15 protein-coding genes are annotated in these 15,400 nt (G+C 68.4%); 9 read left to right on the top strand and 6 right to left on the bottom strand.

All coding sequences use genetic code 11. The annotated features are described in order from the left end of the window. Window positions 1-100: 100 nt before the first annotated feature. The 6 genes from OG300_RS35290 to OG300_RS35265 all read left to right on the top strand — a co-directional run bounded on the left by OG300_RS35290 (window position 101) and on the right by OG300_RS35265 (window position 4,268). Window positions 101-943, top strand: a complete 843-nt coding sequence (locus tag OG300_RS35290) for an LmeA family phospholipid-binding protein (protein WP_405488580.1) — start codon at window positions 101-103, stop codon at window positions 941-943. Next, complete coding sequence (locus tag OG300_RS35285) at window positions 940-1,422, top strand: thioredoxin family protein (protein WP_405488578.1); 483 nt, start codon at window positions 940-942, stop codon at window positions 1,420-1,422. Before OG300_RS35290 ends, OG300_RS35285 begins: the two co-directional genes overlap by 4 nt. A gap of 257 nt (window positions 1,423-1,679) precedes the next feature. Beyond that, window positions 1,680-2,159 (top strand): DUF4395 domain-containing protein, encoded by a 480-nt coding sequence (locus tag OG300_RS35280; RefSeq protein WP_405488576.1) that lies wholly within the window; start codon window positions 1,680-1,682, stop codon window positions 2,157-2,159. A gap of 55 nt (window positions 2,160-2,214) precedes the next feature. Beyond that, window positions 2,215-3,048 carry a sulfurtransferase gene (locus OG300_RS35275; RefSeq protein ID WP_405488574.1) on the top strand — a complete coding sequence of 278 codons (834 nt, stop codon included), beginning with the start codon at window positions 2,215-2,217 and terminating at the stop codon, window positions 3,046-3,048. 6 nt (window positions 3,049-3,054) lie between these two features. Beyond that, window positions 3,055-3,360, top strand: coding sequence for a DUF1416 domain-containing protein (locus OG300_RS35270; RefSeq protein ID WP_405488572.1), 306 nt, complete (start codon window positions 3,055-3,057; stop codon window positions 3,358-3,360). Window positions 3,361-3,593: 233 nt separating this feature from the next. Continuing rightward, window positions 3,594-4,268 carry an FABP family protein gene (locus OG300_RS35265; protein ID WP_405498806.1) on the top strand — a complete coding sequence of 225 codons (675 nt, stop codon included), beginning with the start codon at window positions 3,594-3,596 and terminating at the stop codon, window positions 4,266-4,268. A gap of 345 nt (window positions 4,269-4,613) precedes the next feature. On the opposite strand, the gene OG300_RS35260 is transcribed toward OG300_RS35265, so the two are convergent. The 6 genes from OG300_RS35260 to OG300_RS35235 form a co-directional block, all read right to left on the bottom strand. Then, window positions 4,614-6,308, bottom strand: a complete 1,695-nt coding sequence (locus tag OG300_RS35260) for an ATP-binding cassette domain-containing protein (protein WP_405498805.1) — start codon at window positions 6,306-6,308, stop codon at window positions 4,614-4,616. Window positions 6,309-6,313: 5 nt separating this feature from the next. Beyond that, window positions 6,314-8,416 (bottom strand): ABC transporter ATP-binding protein/permease, encoded by a 2,103-nt coding sequence (locus OG300_RS35255; RefSeq protein WP_405488570.1) that lies wholly within the window; start codon window positions 8,414-8,416, stop codon window positions 6,314-6,316. A 55-nt stretch (window positions 8,417-8,471) separates the two neighbouring features. Next, window positions 8,472-9,521: a cytochrome d ubiquinol oxidase subunit II gene (gene cydB, locus OG300_RS35250; protein WP_405488568.1), complete on the bottom strand. Its 1,050-nt coding sequence runs from the start codon at window positions 9,519-9,521 to the stop codon at window positions 8,472-8,474. Between the two features lie 9 nt (window positions 9,522-9,530). Next, on the bottom strand, window positions 9,531-11,003 hold the full coding sequence (locus OG300_RS35245) for a cytochrome ubiquinol oxidase subunit I (protein WP_405488566.1): 1,473 nt from the start codon (window positions 11,001-11,003) through the stop codon (window positions 9,531-9,533). A 185-nt stretch (window positions 11,004-11,188) separates the two neighbouring features. After that, window positions 11,189-12,115 (bottom strand): aminodeoxychorismate lyase, encoded by a 927-nt coding sequence (locus OG300_RS35240; protein WP_405488565.1) that lies wholly within the window; start codon window positions 12,113-12,115, stop codon window positions 11,189-11,191. Window positions 12,116-12,124: 9 nt separating this feature from the next. Further along, on the bottom strand, window positions 12,125-12,283 hold the full coding sequence (locus tag OG300_RS35235) for a hypothetical protein (protein WP_405488563.1): 159 nt from the start codon (window positions 12,281-12,283) through the stop codon (window positions 12,125-12,127). Window positions 12,284-12,451: 168 nt separating this feature from the next. On the opposite strand from OG300_RS35235, the gene OG300_RS35230 reads away from it, so the two are divergent. The 3 genes from OG300_RS35230 to OG300_RS35220 are packed head-to-tail and all read left to right on the top strand — an operon-like array spanning window position 12,452 to window position 15,245. Further along, window positions 12,452-13,570: a YgfZ/GcvT domain-containing protein gene (locus OG300_RS35230; protein ID WP_405488561.1), complete on the top strand. Its 1,119-nt coding sequence runs from the start codon at window positions 12,452-12,454 to the stop codon at window positions 13,568-13,570. After that, window positions 13,567-14,226, top strand: coding sequence for an MOSC domain-containing protein (locus OG300_RS35225; RefSeq protein WP_405488559.1), 660 nt, complete (start codon window positions 13,567-13,569; stop codon window positions 14,224-14,226). The genes OG300_RS35230 and OG300_RS35225 overlap by 4 nt, the downstream gene beginning before the upstream one ends. 56 nt (window positions 14,227-14,282) lie before the next feature. Continuing rightward, entirely contained in the window at window positions 14,283-15,245 is a 963-nt protein-coding gene (locus OG300_RS35220; RefSeq protein ID WP_405498804.1) for an asparaginase, read from the top strand. Window positions 15,246-15,400: the final 155 nt, after the last annotated feature.

The raw sequence follows: 15,400 nt of genomic DNA, 5'->3' as shown, positions 1-15,400 counted from the left end.
GCGCTCAATGTGCCCGTCACCGGCCCGCGACCTGCCCGTGATGTGACCTACCCCGCCTACTGCGGCGTGCCGTCACAGGCGGCCCCACTAGGGTGCAGCTATGCGTTTCCGGAGGTTGATCATCGGACTGCTCTGCCTGGCAGGGCTGGCGGTCGTGCTCGATTTCGGTGTCGCGGCCTATTCCGAATATCGGGTGTCGCGGCTACTGAGAGAGGGCTCGAACCTGAGCGCCGATCCGGAGGTCACCTTCCACGGATTCCCGTTCGCCGCACAGGCCCTCGCTGACCGATACAAGAACGTCGACATCCGGGCGCGCGCCATGCGCCCCGACATCCCCGGCGAGATCATGGTCGAGGCCAATCTCAAGGGTGTGCACCTCTCGATGCGCAACCTCATCGACGGCAATGTGCGCGGCGTCCCCGTGGACCAGGTGCAGGCCCGCATGCGCATCGAACCCACCGAGATGGGCCGGCTGTTCAAGATTCCGGACCTGCAGGTGCTCGGCCCGCCCGCCGACAAGTCCGACGGCTCCGGCGGTTCCGGCGGCACCGGCATGACCACCACCGGCGCGATCATCCTCGAGGGCAAGATCCCCGTCACCCCCGACGCGGACACCACCGCGGCCGACCCGCACAACGACGGCGGCCAGGTCGACAACCTCAAGAAGATCCACGTGCTGGCCGATCTGCGCATCGACGGCAACGAGGTGCACATCACCGCCACCGATATCTACCGCGGCCGGGAATTACAGGCCGACACCGATCCGTTGATCCCCGAACAGGACCGGCTCGCCGTGCTGGCCCGCTTCACCCACACCATCGACACCAAGGATCTGCCCTTCGGCATCACCCCCACCAAGGTGGAGGCCAGCGGCGGGCAGATCGTGGTCGAGGGCAAGGGTGACTACGTCACCATCGACCTGGATCGGTTACAACAGCCATGATCGCCGTTCTGATTCTGCTGGCCGTGCTGGTCGTCGCGACCGGCGTGGGAATCCTGGTGCGCCGCAACGAGGGTCGCGTCCGCGCCACCGGTTCGAAGGCGGCCACCACCGCACCGGTCGCGGATGCCGGTGCGCCCGAATCGAATCGGGCCGCCCTGCTGGCGGCCGCCGGACTGGTCGCGGGCCGCCCGACCGTCCTGCACTTCTCGGCCGACTGGTGCGGCCCGTGTGCGGCCGTGCGCCGGGTGGTCGCCTCGGTGGTGACCGAACTGTCCGACGGTGAGCGCCCGCCGCTGGACCTCGAGCTCGACATCGACGCGAATCCGGAGCTGGCTCGCGAGCTGAACGTGCTCTCGCTGCCGACCACGTTCGTGTTCGATTCTCGAGGATTGGAATGCTTCCGAATCTCCGGCGTCCCGAAGGCGGCGGATCTGCGCAGCTCACTGGCACCGTTGACGGTGTCCGCCGCGGCGGAGTGACCAGCATTACGAACCCCGTGTCCAATTTCCCCCGAAAATTGGGTAAACTCCCTCTCGTGCAATCCGACCACGAGCTGATGCTCACCCGACGCCGCACGGTTGACCTGTGCCGCCTCGGTGGTTGTTGCTGCCTGTGCGTGTAGCCGGTCGGCCTTTCGCCTCTTTCTGACGCCGACCGGGGTGTGTCCCGCCGTAGAGCGATCTCTTGGATCCTCCGGCGATTCGACTCATAGACCAATCAGCGCAGGAGTACGCACATGTCGAACCCGAATCCAAACAAACCGCCCGCCGGGCAGGTCGATGTCCGCGGCCCGCGTTTCGCCGCCTGGATCACCACCGGCGTGCTCGCCCTGGTGCTGATCATCGCCACCGTCTCCGTTCCCGCCGCCACCGTGCTGCTGGCCGCGCAGGCCGTGGTCTTCGGCCTCGGCGCCGCCTACGGTCCGGGTCGCAGCCCCTACGGGCGCGTCTTCCGCGCCGTGGTCGCGCCGCGCATCAGCCCGCCGAGCGAGCTGGAACCCGTTGCGCCGCTGCGGTTCGCGCAGCTGGTCGGGCTGGCGTTCGCGGTGCTCGGGGTGCTTGGCTTCGCGGCGGGCAGCCTGATCGCGGGCGCGATCTTCACCGGATTCGCGCTGTTCGCGGCCTTCCTCAACGCCGCGTTCGGAATCTGCCTGGGCTGCAAGATCTATCCGCTGGTGGCCCGCTTCCGCACGCCGACCTCCGACCCGTCCCTCTGAAACCTCAACCACACACACGCAACGCCTGACACGGCGCCGCATCGAAAGGAACAACATGGCTCGCTCCGATGTCCTGGTCTCCGCAGACTGGGTCGAAGAGAACCTGAACACCCCCGGCGTCGTGCTGGTCGAGGTCGACGAGGACACCTCGGCGTACGACCTGGGCCATATCGAGAACGCCGTGCGTCTCGACTGGAAGAAGGACCTGCAGGACCAGGTTCGCCGCGACTTCGTCAACCGTGAGCAGTTCTCCGACCTGCTGTCGGCGCGCGGCATCGGCAACGACGACACCGTGGTGCTCTACGGCGGCAACAACAACTGGTTCGCGGCCTACGCCTACTGGTACTTCAAGCTCTACGGCCACCAGGACGTGAAGCTGCTCGACGGTGGCCGCAAGAAGTGGGAACTCGACGGCCGCCCGCTGGTGAAGGACGTTCAGGTGCGTCCGGCTACCGCCTACAAGGCCTCCGAGCAGGACCTGACGATCCGCGCCTTCCGCGACGAGGTCATCCAGGCCATCGGCACCAAGAACCTGGTCGACGTGCGCTCCCCCGACGAGTTCTCCGGCAAGATCCTGGCCCCGGCCCACCTGCCGCAGGAGCAGTCGCAGCGTCCGGGCCACATCCCGACCGCCATCAACGTGCCGTGGTCGAAGGCCGCGAACGAAGACGGCACCTTCAAGAGCGACGCCGAACTGGCCGAGATCTACAAGGACGCGGGCCTGGACGGCGACAAGCTGACCATCGCCTACTGCCGTATCGGCGAGCGTTCCTCGCACACCTGGTTCGTGCTGCAGGAACTGCTGGGCCACCAGAACGTCAAGAACTACGACGGGAGCTGGACCGAGTACGGCTCCCTCGTCGGTGCACCGATCGAGTTGGGAGCGTAATTACCTATGTGTGCAGCACCTACCCAGGGACAGGCCATTCCCGCCGGCGTCGACGTGGAGAAGGAAACGGTCATCACCGGCCGTGTCCTGACCGCTGACGGCCAGACCGTGGGCGGCGCGTTCGTCCGCCTGCTGGACGGCAACGGCGATTTCACGGCCGAGGTCGTGGCGTCGGGCACCGGCGACTTCCGTTTCTTCGCGGCTCCGGGCGCGTGGACCCTGCGCGCCCTCTCGGCGTCGGGCAACGGCACCACCGAGGTCGCGCCCGAGGGCGCCGGCATCCACAACGTGGACGTCACGGTCGCCAAGTAAGGCGAAAGACCAAGAAAGGCCCCGGGATTCATCATCCCGGGGCCTTTCTCATTTTTCCGATGTGATTTTGCGGGGTCGTTTTCACCGGTGGCGCGCGGTGGGATTAGACTCCGACTCGTGGTGCTTACCTTCGAGATTCTGCTGGTTCTCGTCTCCGTGCTGATCGCCTGGTTCGGTCTGTACGTCCTCTACCGGCTGTTCACCGAGTCGTGACAGATCCGGCCCACGAGAACATCGAAAACGGAGTGGCCAACGGCACCAGCCCGCGGCCCAGCGACGACGCCCAGCGGCGCAGTGGCGATGCGGCGGTCGCCGAGGCCGCCGAGCGCGCCAAGGCGACCGGGGTGCTGAATGTTCCGACGCTCCCGGATCTACCGCTGCCCGTCGACACCGCGAACCTGCGGCTGGGCCCGGACCTGAGTTCCTCCATGCTCGCGCTGCTGCCGCTGGTCGGCGTGTGGCGCGGCGAGGGCGAGGGCAACGACCCCGACACCGGCGACTACCGCTTCGGTCAGCAGATCATCGTCTCCCACGACGGCGGCGACTATCTGACCTGGGAGTCGCGCTCCTGGAAGATCGACGCCAAGGGCGAGTACGCGGGACCGGATCTGCGCGAAAGTGGTTTCTGGCGAGTCGGTATCGACGGTGACGACGAGGTGCTCGAGCTGCTGCTCACGCATTCCACCGGAATCGTGGAGCTGTTCTACGGCCAGGCCCTGACCCAGTCGTCCTGGGAGCTGGCCACCGATGTGGTGATCCGCAGCCAGTCCGGCATCGTGGTCGGCGGCGCGAAGCGGCTCTACGGCATCGTCGAGGGCGGCGACCTCGGGTACGTCGAGGAGCGGATCGGCCCGGACGGGTCCCTGGATCCGCGCCTGTCGGCACGGTTGCAGCGCTACATCGGCTGAGAAGAATTCGAGAAAGGCCCTGTCGCACCGGATGATCCGGCGGGACAGGGCCTTTCTCGTACTGCGGCCGAACAAGGTACGGCCCCCGAGTCGTTCCCACGGAAAGATGCAACAAATTTCACGCGGGTCCGGTCGGACACGACCGGGACTCGGGGGCCGGGTGGCTGCCTTGGATTCGCTCAGCGTCTCGCGCCACGGAATCCGTTGCAGCGGTAGCGCCTAGCTGGCAGCCACCTCACGCGTCCTGGAAATCATTTCTCGAACCACCTCCTTCCTGTGTACCGACGAATGTAGTCCGCGTCGGGAAGGGCGGCAACGTATTTTCTCCGACTGCGAAATCCCAGGTCATCCCGCGTTTACGGGAATAAGCCGGTCGCTGGTCGTGCGGCCTCCGGCGGCGACGTGAACGACGGTGTCGGCGCGGTGGTCCGGCGGCAGCTGATGGGTGACGACCACGACCGTCCGATCCCGGTCGACCAGGCCGCTGGATTCGTCGAGTAGTCGGCGCAGCAGGTCCGCGCCCGGCTCGGCCTCCAGATGCTCGGTCGGCTCGTCGAGCAGCAGGACTCGCGCCGGAGACAGCAGGGCGCGCGCCAACAGGATTCGACGCCGCTGACCACCGGAGACGGCGGCCGCGCCACCCACCAGATCGGTGTCGACACCGGCGGGGAGCGCGTCCAGCCACTCCCCCGCGCCGACCTCCCGCAGCGTCTGTTCGGCCTCCGCCGCGGTGATGTCGCCGCGCGCCACCCGCAGGTTCTCCAGGATCGAGGTGCCGAAGAGGTGGGCGTCCTCGGCGAAGAAGGTGACCCCGGGCTCCGGCGTGCCGAACAACCCGGCCCAGCCCATCAGCAGGGTGGTCTTGCCCGCGCCACTGGGTCCGATCACGGCGATCCGGCGGCCCTCGGGCAGCGGCGCGACATCCGGTGCGGGAGTCTCGGTTTCGCCGCGTTCGAGCCGAGTCAGGCGATGCAGCGCGGCTCGCCCGGTGGTCAGCGCCTGCGCGGCGGCGGGCAGTACCGCCACCGCTTCGAACGCCGACAGGGGCACCAGCACCAGCACCGCGAGCGCCATCGGCGAGATCCCGCCGGGCGCGACCGTCTGGAGGCCCATCGTCGGCACCGGAGAACCGCTGCCGTACAACACGATCCCGATCAGCAGCGCCCCGAGCACGCTCGCCCCGATCGACAGCGGCAGCACCGCCGCCGCCCACGCACTGCGCGACGCCGCCCGATCCTCCGCCGCGACACCCCGCTCCGCCGCTGCCGTGGCGGTCGCCACCGCCTCGGAAAGCCGTCCCGCCACCCGCAATTCGGGCGCGTGATCCAGGACGGTCAACGCCTCGGCGGTGAACTCGGTCCGATCCGCCCGCACCGCGATCTCGGCCTCCCGCGCCGCCCGCGCCGACAGCCACGGCGCGACCACACCCGAAACCGCCAGCGCGACAGCCAGAATCACCGCCGCGGCCACCGAGATCGACGCCATCAGCCCGACCGCGAGCACCGACAGGATCAGCGCCACCACGATGGGCACGAATGCCCGCACCACCACGGCCCCGAGATCATCGATGTCGTTCATCACCCGCCCCAGCAGGTCCCCCCGCCGCAACTGCGTCGGATCCCCCTGCCGCCCAGCGTCATCGGCACGCGCGAAACCCGATCGCTCGCTCGCTCCGGACGAGTCCCCCGCACCGCCGGTACCGAACCCGGTCCGGCGCGGCCGCCAGATATCCGCCCCGGCCAGCGTCCGGTAGGTGGTGACCCGCGCGGTATTCATCGCCCGCAACGCCACATCGTGGGTGGCCAGCCGCTCCAGATACCGGCACAACCCCCGCGCGATCCCCAGCGCCCGAACCGTCGTCACCGCGATGCTCAAATCCAGCACCGGCGGCATCTGCCAGGCCCGCGCGATCAACCACGCCGCCAGCGCCGCCAGCCCCAGCCCACTCCCCAGCGCCAGCACGCCCCACCCGACCGACAGCACCAGTCGCCCCCGGGACAACCCGAGCAATTCCCGCATCCGCCGCAGGTCCCCGAACATCCCGTTCACGGCCGCACCTCCACCCGCTCGAAACGCCGCATGCCCGCCTCGTCGACCACGTCGAGAACCGAAGCAGCCCTGGCGTTCCCGGTAACCTTCGTGGATCCCGGTCCAGTCGCCCCGGGTGGCAAGTTTTCCTCTCGCGCGGTCGATTCCTCGACAACGGCCCGCCCCGATCCACCCTGCCCGGGCAATGCCGATGTCGATGTGGCAGCCGCAGTTCCGCCGGCGCTCGTCGCCGCCGTGTCATTGCCAGGTTCTGCCGACCTCGATTCCGCGCCGGTAGAGGCATTCGAATTCGTGTCGAACATCGCCTCGTTCCGGGCCGCGCGGATTTCGACGACCTGGTCGGCGATGGCGAGGATCGAGGGGCGGTGGGCTACCAGGACCACGGTGGCACCGGCTCGGGCCCGGGCCACCAGGGCTGCGAGGACGGTGCCTTCGGCGGCGTCGTCGAGGTGAGCGGTGGGCTCGTCGAGAAGAAGGATCGAGCGAGGGGCCGCGAGGGTGCGGGTGAGGGCCAGGCGTTGGCGTTGGCCGAGGGAGAGGCCGGTGCCGCCGACGCCCACCACGGTTTCCCAGCGGTCCGGGAGGTCGTCGAGAACCGCATCGAAGCCGGTTGCGGTGCAAGCGGATTCGATGAGTTCCGAGGAGGCGGGCGGGCCGAGCAGATCGAGGTTGGCGCGGAGGGTGCCGGGGAGCAGGACCGGGCGTTGTGGGAGCCAGGCGATGTGGGACCACCAGGCGTCGGGGTCGAGGTCGGCGAGGGGGGTGCCGTCGACCAGGACGGATCCCTCGTCCGGCGTGATCAGGCCCAGGATCGCTTGCAGCGCGGTCGATTTGCCGCAGCCGTTCGGACCGCTCAGGACGGTGACCTCGCCGGGGCGAAGGGTGGCGGACAGGTCGGAGGGGGCAGCACCGTCGCGCGCCGCCACGGTCAGGCCGTGAATGTCGATGTAGCCGCGCGGGTTCAGAGCCGGTCTCGGGATGGTGGCCGTGGGGCCGGTCTCACCGACGGCCGGTGAGCCGGATTCGGCTGGTGCGCCGGGCGCCACCGAGATCGCCGAGGCACTGTCGCTGTCCGGTTCCAGAACCGCGAAAGCCCGCTCTGCCGCTGCGATTCCGTCCTGGGCGGCGTGGAAGCGCTCGCCCACCGCGCGCAGCGGCAGATAGACCTCGGGGGTCAGGATCAGGGCGAGGAGTCCGGCGTGCAGTCCCATGTGGCCGAAGACCAGGCGCATGCCGATGGAGACGGCGACCAGCGCTACGCACAGGGTGGCCAGCATTTCCAGGACCATCGACGACAGGAAGGCCAGCCGCAGTGCGGACATGGTGCGGCGGTGCAGGGACTCGCCCAGCTCGTTCACCCGCCCGGCCATACTGTGGCCCGCGCTCGACTTCCCGGTGGCCGATTCCGAGTCCACGGCATCGGATCCGGTTGCGGTGCGGGCGGTTTCGCGCCCCAGGGCCCGCAGGGTCGGCATGCCCGCGAAGAGGTCGAGGAGTTGGTCGGAGAGGCGGGCGGTGGCGGTCAGGGTGTCTGCGGATTTCCCCTGGGTGAGCAGGCCGATGAGGATCATGAAGATCGGGATCAGCGGCAGCGTGACGGCGATGATCGCACCGGACACCCAGTCGTGGACGGCGATCACGGCCAGCACCACGGGCGGCACCAGGCAGGCCAGGATCAGAGCCGGGAGGTAGCCGGTGAGGTAGGCGCGCAGCCCGTTCAATCCGCTGCCGACGACCACGGCCAGTTCGCTTCGGCGGCTTTCCAATTCGCGTGGCGGGAGTTCGGCGGCGGCGCGCAGGGAGGCGGTCTCCAATTCCGAGACCACCTGCGCTCCGGCCCGGTGCGCGAGCCTCGACTGCCACCAGGTGGCGGCCACCCGGCACAGCACGGCGAGCGCGAAGATCACCAGTTCTGTTGTCCACGAGCCGAGCTGGCGACGCGAGGGTTCGGTGATCACGCCCGCCAGTACGCGGGCCAGCGCCAGCGCCGCGACCACGATGCCGCCAGTGGTCACCAGTGAAAGTCCCACGCTCAGTGTGAGATACCTGCGGGCGGAGCGGGCGTAGCGCCACAGTCGCGGGTCCACCGGTCGTGCCATGGTCGATCTCCTCTTGCGAACCGGCGCGCCGGGCGGACCCGGCGCGCCGTCGTGTTCAGCTCTTGGCGGATTCCATGGGCAGCCCGATGGCGGGCGGGATCTGCTCCATGGTGAGCCGCTTGCGGAACACCCAGTAAGTCCAGGCCTGGTAACACAGCACGACCGGGACCATCGCCACCGCCACCCAGCTCATCACCACCAGCGTGTAGTGGGTCGAGGACGCCGACACCGTCCCGCCGCGTCCGTCGACGGTGAGACTGAAGACGTCGGAGATGTTGGAGGGCAGCACATTCGGGAACAGCGACCCGAACAGCAGCACGGTCGCCGCCGCGATGGTGAGCGCGGTACCGGTGAACGCCCAGCCGTCACGCCCCTGGGTGGCCGCGAATCCGGCGACGAGCAGTCCGACGACCGCCAGCACCAGCGGAATCCAGGTCCAGCCGTGCCCGTAGGCGAGCTGGGTCCAGATGCCGAAGGCCGCCACCACGACCGCGGTCGGCACGAAGATCAGCCGGATGATGCGCTGCGCGTCGTCACGGACCTCGTTGCCGGTCTTGAGCGCGATGAACACCGCACCGTGCAGCAGGAACAGCAGCAGCGTGGTCAGTCCGCCGAGCAGCGCGTACGGGTTGAGCAGATCGAACAGGTTGCCCTCGATCTGCCGGTGCGCGTTGAGTTTCACGCCCCGCACGATGTTGGCGAAGGCCAGACCCCAGGCCAGTGCCGGGATCCAGGACCCGAGCCCGATGCCGATATCGCACCAGACCCGCCACCGGTCGTCGTGGATCTTGCCGCGCCATTCGATGGCGCAGGCCCGCGTGATCAGCCCGACCAGGATCAGCAGCAGCGCCAGGTAGAACCCGGAGAACAGGCTGGCGTACCACTCGGGGAAGGCCGCGAACATGGCGCCGCCGCCGGTGAGCAGCCACACCTCGTTGCCGTCCCACACCGGTCCGATGGTGTTGAGCACCACGCGCTTCTTCGTCTCGGAGCCGCGTCCGATGATCGGCATCAGCATGCCGACGCCGAAGTCGAAGCCCTCCAGCACGAAGTAGCCGGTGAACAGGACCGCGATCAGCAGAAACCAGAATTCAGGGAGACTCATCCTCGGCTCCTAGTAGGCGAAGGAAAGCTTCTCGACGGGCTCCCCGGTCATCTTCGGGGTGTCGTCGTCCGCGGGCTTTTCGGGTCCGGCGACGACGTAGCGCCGCATCAGGTAGAACCAGCCGATCGCGAGCAGTCCGTAGAGCAGCGTGAACACGATCAGCGAGGTGAGGATGGTGCCCGCCGAGACGCCGGAGACGCCCTGCTGCACCGTCATTCGGATGTGCTGATCCCCGGTCGGGTTGGGAGCGACCACCCAGGGCTGGCGGCCCATCTCGGTGAAGATCCAGCCGGAGATGTTGCCCAGGAACGGGGTTGCGATGGCGATCAGCGAAAGCCACTTGAACCAGGTCTGATCCGGGACGCGACCGCGGCGGGTGACCCACAGTCCGGCCAGCGCCAACAGGATCGAGCCGGCCATCCAGGTGATCATGGCGCGGAAGGACCAGTAGGTGACGAACAGGTTGGGCCGGTAGTCGCCGATGCCGTACTTCTCGTTGTATTCGACCTGGAGGTCTTTGACGCCCTTCAACGTGACGCCGGTGAAGTCGCCGGTGGCCAGGTACGGCAGCACGTACGGCACCTCGATGAGGTGGTTGACGCTGTCGCAGTTGTTGTGGGTGCCGACTGTGAGCACGGAGAAGTCCGGATCGGTCTCGGTGTGGCACAACGATTCCGCCGACGCCATCTTCATGGGCTGCTGTTTGAACATCAGCTTGCCCTGGATGTCACCGGTGAAGATCAGCGCCACGCAGGCCACCAGCAGCACCCAGATGCCCAGGCGGGAGGCGGGCCGCCACATGCCGCGGGCTTCTTCGAGGAGGGCGTCGTTGTTGTCGGCCTTGGCTTTTCGCACATTGCGCACCATCCACCAGCCCGCGATACCGGCGACGAAGGTGCCCGAGGTGAGGAAGGCTCCGGCGACGACGTGCGGGAAGGCGGCCAGGGTGGTGTTGTTGGTCAGCACCGCCCAGATGCTGTGCAGTTCGGCGCGACCGGTGGCGGGGTTGTATTCCGCGCCGACCGGATGCTGCATGAACGAGTTGGCGGCGACGATGAAGTACGCGGACGCGTTGACACCGATGGCGACCAGCCAAATGCAGGCCAGGTGCACCTTTTTCGGCAGCTTGGTCCAGCCGAAGATCCACAGTCCGAGGAAGGTGGATTCCAGGAAGAAGGCGACCAGCGCCTCCATCGCGAGGGGTGCGCCGAATACGTCGCCGACGAAGCGGGAGTATTCGCTCCAGGCCATTCCGAATTGGAATTCCTGCACGATGCCGGTGGCGACGCCGAGGGCGAAGTTGATCAGGAACAACTTGCCGAAGAATTTGGTGAGCCGCAGCCACTTCTCCTGGCCGGTGATCACCCAGGCGGTCTGCATACCCGCGACGAGCGGGGCGAGTCCGATGGTGAGCGGCACCAGGACGAAGTGATAGACGGTGGTAATTCCGAACTGCCATCGCGCCAGATCTACGACGCTCATCCGACCTCCCTGCCCATCTACGACATGACGTAGTAACAGACAGTACGCCTCAGATCCGCCTTATCAACATGTGCCACGCCACAGCTTGCCAACAATTAGCCAGAGTGTGACGGACATGCCGCGGCAGGGCACGGAAGGTCGCAACGAAACGTGCTAGCGATCAGGAGAGCGGCCCGGAGCCCGGGTCACCAGTCGGCGATACTGCCCGGCAGCGTGATCCCGCGATTGACCATCTCGACGATCTCCGGGGCCCGGTCATTGGCCGACATGCGCAGTCCGTCCAGCGAATTGACCCGCGCGGCCAGCGTCACGCTCGACAGCATCCACACGCTGTCGGCGGTGATCAGATCCGCGATGAACAGCGGCTCGTACGAGCATTCCCAGCCCGCCTTCTCCGCCTGCGTGAACAGCACCCGCTGCGTGGTGCCCGGCAGTACACCGTTGCGCGCGGGCGGGGTGATCAGCTGATTGTCGCGCTGCACAACGACGCTGGAGCGTGGCCCCTCCAGCACCCGATGCTCGGTACTGGTGAAGATGACGTCGTCCGCGCCCATCCGCTTGGCGAAGCGCAGCGCGGACATATTCATCGCGTACGACAGCGTTTTCGCGCCCAGCAGCTGCCACGGCGCGGCCTGCGCCAGGTCGATCGAGATGCCACGCGAGAGCGTGATCACCGAAACACCGTCGGCGCGAGCGGTTTCCACCCGGTCGGCCACCGGCATCACCAAAACGTATCCGGTGGTTGCCGGTTGGGCTCCGGCCAGCGCTCCACCCTTGGTTGCCGTACGTTCGCCAGAGCTTCCGTGATCGCTGTCACGCCCCCGGGTGAGCACCAGCCGCAGCATGCCCTCGCGCTCGCGGCCCCATTCCTCGGCCGCCAACTCCACCGCGAAGCGCCACGCCTCCAGATCCGGGGCAGGCAGCTCGAGGGCCTCCGCGGACCGGCGCAGCCGGGCCAGATGCAGTTCGATCGCGCACGGCACCCCGTCCCGCACCAGCACCGTCTCGAAGATGCCGTCGCCGCGCAGCGCGCCGATATCGTCCGCGAAAAGCAAAGGCGTGTCCGGATCCTGGATCGCGCCGTCGAGAGTCACCAGAACCCGTTCCACCATGGCCCGAGCCTAGGCCAGCGCACCCGCCCAGGCCGGGCAATCCGCCCGTCCCGGCTCCCGGGCACGGTGCGGTCCGGCGGCAACGCCCGTCGCGCGGCCGCCCGCGGGCCGGGCCGCACCCGCCACCTCGATTTCGGACGTATCCAGGCAGTTGTCCATCTCCGGCACGCGCCGGACACGGGCAGCCGAACCGGTGAAACCCGCCCGTGACGGCGTCCCCGGGGATTGACAGCACCGCCGATCCGACCGGCGTGTCCGTCGACCGCGCGCCCGCTTTCGCCCCGCCCGGCGCAGGTGGCCCCGCCGCCCGCGCTCGACGCTGTATAAGGTGGACGTGTGTCCTCCTCGGTTGCACCCAGTCCGATCTTGCAGGTTCCAGGGGCGGTCGCGGGGCTGCCGGGATCACCGGACGCCGCGGTCGCGTGGCATTACGGGGATCCCTTCGGTGAGCAGCGCGCCGCCGCACGACAGGTCGCGGTGGTGGATCGGTCGCACCGGTTCGTGCTGACCATCACCGGCAAGGAACGGTTGAGCTGGCTCAACACCATCTCCAGCCAGGCCGTCACCGATCTGGGCGACGGCGAATCCGCCGAGAACCTGGATCTCGATCTGCAGGGCCGCGTGCTCAATCACTTCGTGCTCACCGAGCTGGACGGCACGGTGTGGATCGACACCGAGGGCGAGCGCGGCGCGGAACTGCTGAGCTTCCTGCAGAAGATGGTGTTCTGGGCCGACGCCAAGCCCGTCGACGCCAACGATCACGCCGTGCTGACCCTGCTCGGCCCGCAGACCGCCGAGCTGATCGACACCCTGGGCGTGAGTGCCCTCCCCGCCGAAACCTATCGCGCCGTTGCCCTTCCGGGCGGCGGGTTCCTGCGCCGCATGCCGTGGCCGGGCCCGCACTCCTTCGATCTGATCGTGCCGCGCGCACAGCTGGCCGACTGGTGGTCGCGGCTGCGGGCCGCGGGTGCGGCGGCCGCGGGCTCGTGGGCGTTCGAGGCGCTGCGGGTCGAAGCGCTGCGCCCGCGCCTCGGCATCGACACCGACGACCGGACCATCCCGCACGAGGTGAACTGGATCGGCAGCCCCGCCGAACATGGTGCGGTGCACCTGAACAAGGGCTGCTACCGCGGTCAGGAGACGGTGGCCCGCGTCCACAATCTCGGCAAGCCGCCCCGGCACCTGGTGCTGCTGCATCTCGACGGCTCCGCGGATTCCCGTCCGGAGCCCGGTGATTCGGTGACGGCGGGCGGGCGCGTGGTGGGCACGCTCGGCACCGTGATCGACCATTTCGAGCTGGGCCCGATCGCGCTCGCGCTGATCAAACGCAATGTCCCCGCCGACACCGCCCTCGAGGCGGGCCCGTGCGCCGCGTCCATCGACCCGGATTCGGTTCCGGCGCACGATGAACCGCAGGCCGGACGGCTGGCGGTCGAGAAGTTGCGCGGGCGATGAACACCGGCCGCGTACTCGCGGTTTGCGTGGTGCACGCCGAACTGGAGGTGGCCGCGCGCTCGAGCAAGGTGGGCCGTACCGCCATCGACAAAAGGCCGGTGCCGCACCGGGTTCCGGTGCGCGGCCTGGGCCTGGACGGCGATCACGTCTGCGACACCGAGCATCACGGCGGCGTCCATCAGGCCGTGTACGCCTATGCCGAGGAGGACGCCTGCGCCTGGTCCGCGGAACTGAACCGCGACCTGCCCGCCGGCTGGTTCGGTGAAAACCTGCGCATCGAGGGCCTGGCGGTCAGCGATGCCGTGCTGGGCGCGCGCTGGGCCGTCGGCGACACCCTGCTGGAGGTGAGTGCGCCCCGCGTCCCGTGCGCCACCTTCGGCTGGTGGGCCGCCGAGCCGCAGTGGGTGAAACGCTTCACGCTGCAGGCGAATACGGGCGCGTATCTGCGGGTCCTGACCGAGGGCACGATCGGCGCGGGCGACGAGGTGCGGGTGGTGCACACGCCCACGCACGGCGTCACCGTGCGCGAGCTGTTCACCGGTGCGGACCCGGACCGGCTGGAGGTGCTGCTCGACGCCGAGCCCACCGTGTCCGAGGACGTGCGCATGCAGATCGACCGGCATCGCCGCCGCCATACCGGAGCCGTTCGGTCATGAGCTCGCCCGTCCCGGCCCTCGACCTGGATGATCTCGAACCGGAAGGAAACCCGAGCATGAGCGTGGATCTCGTCGAGGTGGTGCGGTCCGGATTCCGGGAGTGCGTGCATCGCGGTTCGGTGGTGATCCTGCGCCCCGACGGTGAGCCGCTGGTGGAGCTGGGTGCCGTGCACGGCCCGATCTTCCCGCGTTCCACCAACAAGCCGCTGCAGGCACTGACCTTGCTGCGCAATGGTTTCGAACCGGTCGACGACACCGAGTTGGCCATCTCGACCGCCTCGCATTTCGGTGAGCCCGATCATGTGGAGCTGGTGGCGCGGCTGCTGGACCGTTTCGGTTTCACCGAGGACGACCTGGAGTGCCCGCCGGATCTGCCGTTCGACGAGCAGGCCCGGGCGGCCGTGCTGGCGGGTAGCGATCGCGCGAAGGCGGCCCGCCGGATCTTCATGAACTGTTCCGGCAAGCATGCCGCCATGCTGGCGACCTGCCGGATCAACGACTGGCCGACCCGCGGCTACCTCGAGGTCGGGCATCCGCTGCAGCAGGCGGTGCTGGAGACCGTCGCCGATGTCACCGGTGAGCCGGAGACCGATCTCGGTATCGACGGCTGCGGCCTGCCGATCGTGCCGGTGTCGCTGGTGAATCTGGCGCGCGCCTACGCGACGCTGGCGACCGCGCCGGAAGATAGCCCCGAACGGCGCATTGCGGACGCGATCCGCGCCCACCCCCGAGTGATTTCCGGCACGGACGGCCCGGATCTTCGAATCATGTCGGCGACGCCGGGACTGGTCTGCAAGATCGGCGCGGACGGGGTGCACGCCGGTTCGCTGCCGGACGGCACGGCCTTCGCCTACAAGATCGACGATGGCGCCGATCGCGCGCGAGTTCCCCTGACGCTGGCCATTCTCCAGCGTATGGGCATCGAATGGACCAGCGCGCACGCGGAACTCGCGGCCCCCGCGGTGCTCGGCGGAGCGGCCCGGGTGGGCATCGTGCGAGCCGTTCCGGGAGTGCTCTAGCCCCCCGTCGAAGTGGGTTGCGGGACACCGGTCGAGGCCGGTGGCCCGGCCTCGCAACGTTTATCCCCCACTCCTGGAAGCGCGACCGCCGGACACACGCTAAAGTGTTCGTCAGGAAGAGTATTAATTCGAACGGGGCCGCCAAACCCACCCCA

Origin of the sequence: Nocardia sp. NBC_00511 (assembly GCF_045161165.1) — a bacterium.
Taxonomy (GTDB): domain Bacteria; phylum Actinomycetota; class Actinomycetes; order Mycobacteriales; family Mycobacteriaceae; genus Nocardia.
This window is presented reverse-complemented; position numbering and strand designations above follow the sequence as displayed.